This window comes from Pseudoalteromonas luteoviolacea DSM 6061 (genome assembly GCF_001625655.1).
GTDB lineage: Bacteria > Pseudomonadota > Gammaproteobacteria > Enterobacterales > Alteromonadaceae > Pseudoalteromonas > Pseudoalteromonas luteoviolacea.
The window spans coordinates 1-5,785 of the sequence record NZ_AUYB01000006.1 but is presented as its reverse complement, the minus strand read 5'-3'; the positions used below and the strand labels follow the sequence as shown (position 1 = coordinate 5,785).

10 protein-coding genes are annotated in these 5,785 nt (G+C 37.4%); all 10 read left to right on the top strand.

The window, feature by feature from the left end; translation table 11 throughout:
- Positions 1-386: 386 nt before the first annotated feature.
- The 10 genes from N475_RS00465 to N475_RS00420 all read left to right on the top strand — a co-directional run bounded on the left by N475_RS00465 (position 387) and on the right by N475_RS00420 (position 5,702).
- A complete protein-coding gene (locus N475_RS00465) occupies positions 387-704 on the top strand; it encodes a hypothetical protein (RefSeq protein ID WP_063364512.1) in 318 nt (105 codons plus the stop codon).
- A gap of 108 nt (positions 705-812) precedes the next feature.
- On the top strand, positions 813-1,232 hold the full coding sequence (locus tag N475_RS00460) for a hypothetical protein (protein WP_063364511.1): 420 nt from the start codon (positions 813-815) through the stop codon (positions 1,230-1,232).
- Positions 1,233-1,264: 32 nt separating this feature from the next.
- Positions 1,265-1,573 carry a DUF7677 family protein gene (locus N475_RS00455; protein WP_063364510.1) on the top strand — a complete coding sequence of 103 codons (309 nt, stop codon included), beginning with the start codon at positions 1,265-1,267 and terminating at the stop codon, positions 1,571-1,573.
- A gap of 144 nt (positions 1,574-1,717) precedes the next feature.
- Positions 1,718-2,071 (top strand): hypothetical protein, encoded by a 354-nt coding sequence (locus N475_RS00450; protein ID WP_063364509.1) that lies wholly within the window; start codon positions 1,718-1,720, stop codon positions 2,069-2,071.
- 108 nt (positions 2,072-2,179) lie between these two features.
- Complete coding sequence (locus N475_RS00445; RefSeq protein ID WP_063364508.1) at positions 2,180-2,641, top strand: hypothetical protein; 462 nt, start codon at positions 2,180-2,182, stop codon at positions 2,639-2,641.
- Between the two features lie 121 nt (positions 2,642-2,762).
- Entirely contained in the window at positions 2,763-3,440 is a 678-nt protein-coding gene (locus N475_RS00440) for a hypothetical protein (RefSeq protein ID WP_063364507.1), read from the top strand.
- Positions 3,441-3,544: 104 nt separating this feature from the next.
- On the top strand, positions 3,545-3,874 hold the full coding sequence (locus N475_RS00435; protein WP_063364506.1) for a DUF2185 domain-containing protein: 330 nt from the start codon (positions 3,545-3,547) through the stop codon (positions 3,872-3,874).
- A gap of 44 nt (positions 3,875-3,918) precedes the next feature.
- The gene (locus N475_RS00430) at positions 3,919-4,245 is read left to right on the top strand and encodes a hypothetical protein (protein ID WP_063364505.1); all 327 of its coding nucleotides are present in this window, start codon (positions 3,919-3,921) and stop codon (positions 4,243-4,245) included.
- A gap of 196 nt (positions 4,246-4,441) precedes the next feature.
- Positions 4,442-5,230 (top strand): SPFH domain-containing protein, encoded by a 789-nt coding sequence (locus tag N475_RS00425; RefSeq protein ID WP_063364504.1) that lies wholly within the window; start codon positions 4,442-4,444, stop codon positions 5,228-5,230.
- Positions 5,231-5,309: 79 nt separating this feature from the next.
- Positions 5,310-5,702 (top strand): hypothetical protein, encoded by a 393-nt coding sequence (locus tag N475_RS00420; RefSeq protein ID WP_063364503.1) that lies wholly within the window; start codon positions 5,310-5,312, stop codon positions 5,700-5,702.
- The last annotated feature ends 83 nt before the right edge of the window (positions 5,703-5,785 follow it).

The window sequence follows — 5,785 nt, the reverse complement described above, 5'->3', positions numbered from 1 at the left end:
CGGAATTAGTTGACCACAACAATCTGGGATCGTGATAGTTCCGTAAGGTTTTCTGCTAAGGGAAGTGTGGCTTTAATTGAATGGAAATCTAGAAATCATGGTATTCCTAGAATTGAGATCAAATTAAAAAATGGAAAGTTAAAACGCTTTACTAGTTCTAGAATAATTCTAAACTCTGCTTCAGTTAAAGTAGGAGACTCATTTGAAAAGCTTAAGGGGTCAAAGTATTGTTTAATAAATCGTGAAGAGATACAGTGTGTTAATTAGCACATATCACAGCGTTTGAAAATGTGGATACGCAACAGTTGGCTCGGTTTCGCTTCGCTACACATTTTAGCCAACTATTACTTAGCCGTTAAACGCGGCGTTATGTTTTCTGGTAATTTATGGCAATCCCGAAGAAAGGTTCACGTAAAATAGTCGTTGATTCAGTAGAGTACAGATGGACGATTCGAAACAAGCCAACATATAGTCAAGGTGCTTTCGGTAACAATATGACCGCAGCAGCAGAGTTGGCTGAACAGTCCGGAGCAGTTTTATCTATAACATTTCCTTGGGTACGTTGTGATAACTGGATTGGAAACCCCGAGTTACCTGTAACACCAAAAGATATTGAGTACTGTATCAGAGCAGCTCTTCAAAATGGCTGGCAACCTGAAAAGAAAGGTAGCGCCTTTAACTTTGTTCATGAAATGAAAATATAACAAAGTCGCAAACGCGGATAAAAAACAGTTGGTTTTGTCCGTGCTTCACAAAATTTAGTCAAGCATTTATGCGCCCATTAGTAAGGCGCCAAAACTATAGGGAATCATATGCGTTGCTTATTACTAATGACTTTTCTCTTTCTTATTTATAATTCTGAGGGTAACGCTACACCAAACCTTTTTGTGCCTTTGAAAGAGATAACGTTAGTTAGCAAGGATTTGACTCTGACAATATATAAGGATCCAAGTAGTGATCGAATTAGTGGTGTTAAGGTAAAGTTTCCAGAAAAGACCTATCAAATAAACTCCACGTTTTTCCAGTCAGCTTATGGGGTTAATTTACAAGGGGTTGAATTGACTCAATCAGTTGATTTTAACAATGGTCTAAGGAACGAGTATCAGCTTTATATTCCATATATTCTGCATTCTATCGATGGCTCCGAACCATTAGAAAGCCAAGAGTTGATCGATCAAACTATGATTGTCCACTTTAACCAGACAGAAGTTACAGACATCATGGTAAAATAGCTATAACGCAGTCGAGAAAAGAGAATTTAGCCTTGAAAATTAGCAGTGACTTTAGCGGTGTATTGAGATCTTTCGCTTACTTTATGTCTAGTGGAACGCACTACATGCTAAAGGATATAGAGTATTTAGAACTCTATGGAAATGAGCCAAGCGCTATCGAAATGGCATACGCTATATTTACTAATGTTATTGAGCTCAGCCCCACCGGCGAAGTTTTAAATTTTAAGCATGCACAACAGCGTGCAACTGATTATATACGGTCATATTGTGATCCAGCGTTTGAAGTATCGCCGCCACTAGAAGATTGGGAAATGAACTTATATGGCATGCCTACAACATAGTTATGCCGTAAGTTACAATAAGGCCTGTTAAAACGACGGCTTTTCCGTTGATTGGCTTATGCACTTTGGGCTACGTTTACGCAGTACCAACCAACTACAAAGCCGCGCTTTTTGGCGGTGTTATATGTCCTTAAAGGATTAAGCATGAATCAAAATCTTTATTTTAAAACAAGCAAATTTGATTCTGCTCGTCAGCTCTCGGGTTATGTTTACTCACAACTCCAGCATTTGAGCTTTGAGACAGAGAAACTAATAGAATCAGAATATATGTTTATCATAAACAGTAAGTTTAATGGTATAGATATAGATATTTTTATGGGCAAAAACGATGAAGAGTCTGACATTCCTTTGTGGCAAATTTGGGCGGATCAAAGAGTCTCTTTGTTTAAAAGGCTGTTCAGTAAACACGACGAAGAAATAGAAATGCTTGTTAGAGAAAAACTAGAGATATTAGTTAAAAGCATACATGATGTAAGCTCAGTTGAATGGGGTATATAACAAAGAAAATTAAAAAGTGCGGACAAAATTCAGTTGGCTGACTGCGCTCCGCTTCATATAATAGCTAACTAATTTTTGCTGTTTATTTTCAGCGCTATGAGCCAAAACATGATCAAGCAACTTGTGATTCCGATAATTTTTTTAGTTACAAATTTTTCTATAGCAGAAGAAATTGAAACTATCTGTGTCGATTATTGCGGTCCTGTTTGTGACGAGGACGCCGTACATACAATAAATGACAGGAACAAAGCAGATAAAATGGGAGTTAAAGTATATCTGCGAGAGCATGAGCAGCAGTGTAACGGTATTGGTTTCTCATTTCCTAATACACTGGGTGAACACGAGGTGATATGGGGAGAGCTTCATATTGGCAGCAAGAATAACATGAAGTTTAAATCTTATTTAGATATTGATGAAAATGACCCAGAATCAGTTAATGGTTTTTGTATTTCAAAAGAACTTTTAAGTGAGTCATCGGTATTTATTCAATACGGTGATGATCATTACAAATGGAGTAATTGCGGCACTAAGCTGTATTTCAAACTTGAGCCTTTACTAAATGGCTCATAACAAGCCCATCAAGTAGGACGTTTAATAAGTTGGCTGCGTTCACTTCGTTCAAAAATTTTAGCCAACTCTTTTTAGCCGTTTATTTGCGGCGTTAGCTTTTCCTCAGGTATAGGAGTAAAAATTGAGTTATTTAATCAATGCTAACAAGCCGATTTCTAGTGCAAATGAGTTACAAAATGAGAATGCACAGTATACAGAATTAGCCGAATCAGAGTATCAAATACCAATTGTCTGGATGATGTTTTTTAATACTGACGATTTTATTGAAACTAAAATAGAATATGTGGATGGTCAAGGAAATGAACATTTTGATACTATTAGCCTACCTTGCACTACAGTAGAAAATGCTATAGAAAACATCAAAAATTCACAGGTGTTTTTTGAGGAACTGTTTAAAGAACCCCAAATAGCATTAGGATACCTTGATAAAACTATAGAGTTATTTAAAGAGCTTGATCATAAATACTTAATTCTAGATGCTAGCGAATACTTTCTCATGAATATTGAAAAGTCAGAGTGGAGTCTATTTCAAAAAGCTTTTTCACGAGATGAGAATGCAAAAACCTATCTATTTAATTATTCTGGTTACGTTGAAGGCATACAGCCTTATCCTATAGAGGAGTTTTATTCCGACCCTTACTTAAATGATCCTGATAGAGTCAATAATTCTACATCCCTGAATGCGAGCTTCGTAGATATCTCCAGCAGAATTAAATATCCTTTTAATCAAACAGAGCCAGAAACCGCTAACACGACTAAAAAAGTAAATAAAAAGTGGTGGGAGTTTTGGAAAAGCTAACCAGTCGCTCAGTCGTGACAAATAAAAGTTGGCTTTTGCTCCTACGTCGCTTATTTTAGCCAACTTAATTATTTGCCCCTTAGTGGGGCGTTATGTGAATGATTATGATCAAGAGTTTTAAGTTAAGTGCAGATGACATAGCGCCCATAGCAGTCGGTTATGGTAGGTGCATCGCTACAGATCAAATTACTGTTGAAGGTAAGAAAGTTGGTTACATGTACCGAGAAGCACCAAGTAATGAAATGGACAATGGCTGGCGTTTTTTCTCTGGTTATGAAACTCAAGAATATATGGATAAGCCAGGCAATCATTCAATTTATGATTTAAATACGATTGCGAATTATGATCCTGACATTATTCCTTTCATTGAACTCCCAATCGGCACTGAATGTGAAAGAGGAGACGATGGGATTTTATATGTAATTACTGAGTAGTATTAACATAACAAGTCACTAAATTAAGAAAAACAAGTGTTGTCATGATGCTTGCGAAAGGTGCAACCAAAATGCCAATATCATGTTTTCTTATTAGCGAAGCGTTAGATGTTTACGGCAGGTTTGTGAGTATGGAGTGTTCAAATATAGACAAACATAGAACCGAGAGAATTAAAAAATATTGTTGTGTAAGGTTATTTTCGGCCATTGAGGATCTTAAAGGTTATGGAGAAATTCAAGTGAGGCACACTACATTTACCGGCGAAAGCACTTGGTATATAGAGGTTCCTGAAGACGTGGTTGGCGGTAATAATATTATTCTATTTTGTCCATGGTGCGGCTCAAAACTTCCAGATAAACCTCTTGAGTAGTAAAAACACCTAACAAGCCAACGGGGTAATTTTAAGCTGGCCCCCATCGCTTTGCTCCTAATTTTAGTCAGCTTTAAAGTTGCCCTGCTTGGGGCGTTACAATCACCAAATATATACAGTAACCATCTAATAATAAGGATTAATAATGTTTCAGAAAAAGTCCTCAGTTTTAGGAAGTCTTTCAGGACTTATCTTCATGGGAGTCTTCGCAGCAGTTTTATTGACTGCATGTACCAACCCAAATACACCAGCAGGTCATGAAGGGTATGTTTTCGAAAAACCTAGAATATTCGGAGCTGGTGGATACAGAAGCACATTAGAAGGACCAAGCAACTACGGGGTTTCTTTATGGCGCAATCAAGTGATTAACATTGATATGCGACCAAACACCTACACCGAAAATTTCAAGATACTTGCCAATGATGATCTAAATATCAGCTTTGATTTTCATGCTGTCATTTCCATTAAACAAGGAACAGTCAAAGAAGTAGTCGAAAGTTATGGTGGTGAGAACTGGTATCAAAGGTACATTCGAGAAACCTTTAGAACTTATGTGCGCAGTGCCGTCCAGAAATATGATAGCCGAGACTTAAAAGGTAGCCGTGAAAAAATAGCGGTTGAAGTCACTGAAAAACTACAAAGCTATCTTGGCAACACTCCATTTGATATAGCAAAAGTAGTTGTAGGCAACATCAACTACCCAGAAATCGTTGCAAATGCTGTAGAGAAAAAACTTGCAGCACAACAACTGTTATCTGAAAAAGAAACACAGAAGCAAATTGCGCGAAAAGATGCAGAAATTAGAGTTGAGGAAGCAAAGGGTATTGCTGAAGCTCAGAAAATTATCAACGCAACATTGACACCAAACTATCTCCAGCACGAAGCAATAAACGCTCAGCTGAAAATGGCAGACTCTCCTAACCATACAACTGTCTATATTCCGGTTGGCACAAATGGTCTTCCACTGGTCAAAGGTGCAAGGTGAATGGAGTAAGTGTTTCAGCTGCTGCACCGTCGGCGCAGCAGCTGAAACAAGCGTTAGCCGTCAAGGAATTTCGGATAGCATGGAGTTAACTAAAGAAGAGAGAGCTTTATTAGTTGAGCTTACAGATTTTGGTATGCCACTTTCTGAAGTGATAACTGATATACACTTCTCTCATCCTAAAGCTTCAATTTCCCAAAAATACGCAATGGTTGAAAATCTAGTTATTGGTGCTCTTGAAAAGGGGGTTATTTGCCTTTGCAAATTAACTCTAGAAAATACCAAAGATAATGTGTATGAGGTTAATAACTCAACCATAATGTCAATTGATGAAGTTACAGAGCATATTGCAAACCCACTAAATTGGGAGCAATATCAAGAACAGTTGGATAAATCTATTTCGTTTGAATTAGCGCCAACAGAGCTTGGTGAAAAAATATTAGATGAAATATTTGCGGTAAAAAATGGCAACTAACAAGCTGTTTAACAAGGACAAACTACAGTTGGTTTTTGCTCCTTTGTCGCTTATCCTATTCAACCATATTTTGCCCGTTAACA